Genomic DNA, 3,266 nt, shown 5'->3' with positions numbered 1-3,266 from the left:
ACTGGCCGGGCAGGCCGACACGGTTGCCGGCCAGCTCGGCGATATAGGTGTCAAGGCCCGCGCCGCCGTTGATCGCGCCGTTCAGCGTCGAGCCTAAGCCTTCGGTATAGGTGTCGTCGCCGGCGCCCAGGGCGATGGATCCGCCGATGACGCCGCGATTGACGATCGTGTCGACACCGTCGCCCAGCGAAATGCCGCCCGAGGTCGAACCGCCGATCGTGACGTGCTCGGATCCCGAGCCGCCGCTGAAGGTGACGCCGCCCGTGGTGACCACGCTGTCGCCGGCCAGAACGACCGCCGAACTGTCCTGCAGGACGATGGGGCCGGTCCCGAAGGCGCCCACATAGTTCAGGCTGCCGCCGCCGATCTGCTTGAAGCTCTCGAAGTTGATGAACTGCGCGGTCGAGATCGTGCCGCCGCCCGTGGAGTCGATGACCAGGGTGTCTAGGCCGTTGCCGGCGTCCACCGAGCCGTTCATCCTGCCGCCCACCCACTGGATGAAGGTGTCGTCGCCCTCGCCCAGGCTCACCGCGCCGTTGATGGTCCCGTAGTTCTCGACCTGATCCTGGCCATACGAGAGGGCGATGGCGCCGTTGATGACGCCTTTGTTGTAGACGACGACCGGGTTGTAGGCCGCGCCCAAGATGGCGGCGCCGGTGAGGCTGGTGATCTCACCCCCCGCCTTGTTCGTCACGGTCAAGGCGCCAAACTCGGCGTGGATCGCATCGGACCCAAAGCTCTTGATCACGCCGGAGTTGGTGATCGTGAACGGACCGTTCGACGAGTCATAGTCATAGGACATCTCGACGGCGTAACCGCCGGTGACGATGCTTCCGCTGTTGTCCAAGCTGGCCGCGTTCTTGACGCCGATCGACGAAAGACCGTCGGCGGCCTGGGTGATGCTGCCGCTGTTGTTCACGACCCACGCGCCGTTCACCCCCGCCGCGCCGCTCAGGACGATCGAGCCGGAATTGGTCACCGCGGCGCCGCCGCGGATGGCGCTCACCGTGGCGAAGGCGCCACCCGAGCCCCTGACCGAGAGGCTCCCGGCGTTCTCGAACCTGGCCTGATTGTGCAGGCTGATGGCGTTGTTCGTCGTCCCGTTGGAGGGATAGCCGCCCGTTTGGGTGTAGACGATCGCGCCACGGCTGATGATCGATTGCGGACCCTCGGCGTCCCAGGCCTGGCCGTAGTTACCCGACAGGGCAATGGCGTTGGACCAGTTTGTGGTGATGTTGGCGGTCAGATCCAGCGAGCCTTCGCCGGTGATGTTGAGCGTGTCGCTCAGGGCGTCGGCGACCGTGATCTTGGCGGAGGCGCCGTTTTTCAGCACCAGACCTAGGGCTTCGAAGCCCGTGGCCAGCTTCACGGTGGCCGTTGTTGCGGGGTCCAGACGCAGCACCAGTCGGTCGACCCCGGCGCCGGCGTCGACCGTGCCGGTCACGCCAGTGAAGCGACCGGCCACATACCGGCTCAGGTCGGTGATGAAGACGTCGTCGTCGCCGCCGAGCAGGAGATTGCCGTTCAGGGTCCCGCCGTCGTCGGTGTAGCTATCGCGCGAGCCGAAAGCCGTGGCGACGCTGAAGTCCACGTCGCCGTTGATCACGCCCGCATTGCTGACCTGGTTGAAGGATGAGGCGAACGCACTGGTGATGGCGACAGGGCCGGTGATCACGCCGCCGACCAGGTTTTCCACGGTCGAATCTGACAAGATCACGGCGGCGCCTGTGGTCGCCTTGACCGTGCCGGTGTTGGCCAGCGAACCGCTCAGCTCCACGCCGACGGTCACGCCTTCGATAGAGCCTGTGTTCACGAAGGCGTTGTCGTACCCGCCGCTGTGGCGGACGCCGGTGGTCCGCGACAGGATGGCGCCATGGTTTTCGAACAGGCCGTTCGACACCACGCCGACGTCGTCGGCGGTGATGGCGCCGTTGTTGACGAAGGCGGTCTGCCCCGTGTTGTAGGTCAGCAGGCCGTTGCCCCCGCCCCGCGCGACGACGTCGCCGTTGTTGGTGAAGGACTTGGGCCCGTCGGCCACCAAGGCGAATGTGTTCGACGCCCAGTAGCCCGTCGCCAACGGATCGACGGTGAAGTGGATGTCGCCGTTGTTGACGAAATTGAACTGCGAGTAGGAATTGTCCGGGGTCGAGAGTTGCAGGCCCCGGGTGGTGATGAGGTCGGCGTTCGAGATGACGGTGCCGGAGCCCGTGAACGTCACGTCGTTCAGGGCGTCGGTGTTGAAGGTCGCGGTCGCGTCATTGCTCAGTTTGACCTGGAACGTCTGGAAGTTGGTCGGTCGGACCAGCCGGCCCACCAGGCCGTCCAATATCGCGTCCTCGGCGAGGTTCGCCACAAGGGTGTTGGTCCCGCCGCCGCCGTCGATGCGCCCTGTCACGCCTTGAATGGCGCCGGTCGCGAAGTTCAAATCGACGATCAGGACGTCGTCCAAGGCGCCGAGCAGGATGTCGCCCTGGACGGTGCCGCCGACGTTGTCGAACAGATTATCAGAGTAATAGAAGGGCCCAGTGTTAACGACCGAGCCGATGATGGTCCCGCGGTTCCAGATCGTCTGCGAGTCGGCCAACTGGATGGCGATCGGACCGCCCGACGAAACCACGCCGCCGACCTCATTCCTGAGCGAGAAGGCAAACGCCGCGTTGACCGCGGGTCCCGTCCCGAGATTGGTGATGAGGCCGGTGTTGACGATGAACCCACCGGTCTGGGCGAAATCGAGGGTCGCGGCGGCGCCGTTCGACTGGATCACGCCGCTGTTGTCGACCTCGCCGGCGTAGGGGCGACCGTTCGCGGGACCGCTTCGATAGGCGCTGTTGCTTCCGCCATCGATCAGGCCGGCGTTGTTTAGCATACCCACCGCTGCATCAATGCCGCCGATGAACCCGCCCTGGCGGTTGGTGACCGTCTGGAAGCCGGCATAGTCGCCGGCGACCAGCGCCGAACCGGTCGTCGAGCGGATCAGGCCGCTGTTGTCGAGCGTCACAGTCGCATTGGCCCAGGCGCTGCCGGCGCGAGCCTGGATCGCCGTCGCGCCATCGATCACGCCTGTCGCGCCAACCGTGAGGGTCAGGGTGGGGCCGCTATATCCCGCGGCGCCGGGCAGGCCGTCGAGGAGCACGCCCGTGGTCGCGCCGCCGTCGATCCGGCCGTCGACGTTCAGCGTGTGGTTCGCGCCGTAGGGATAGGTCGGGTCAAGGGTTGCGGTGAAGGCGGCCAGATCGTCGATGGCGGGCGACAGAACCGCATCAGCC

Annotated in this window: 1 protein-coding gene; it reads right to left on the bottom strand. The window is 66.0% G+C overall.

Features of this window, described 5'->3' with window-relative positions; translation table 11 throughout:
- Positions 1-3,266 (bottom strand): hypothetical protein (locus CSW58_RS14090; protein WP_201721632.1); only part of this gene is annotated, 3,266 nt, incomplete at both ends.

This window comes from Caulobacter sp. B11, assembly GCF_002737765.1.
GTDB lineage: Bacteria > Pseudomonadota > Alphaproteobacteria > Caulobacterales > Caulobacteraceae > Caulobacter.
This window is presented reverse-complemented; position numbering and strand designations above follow the sequence as displayed.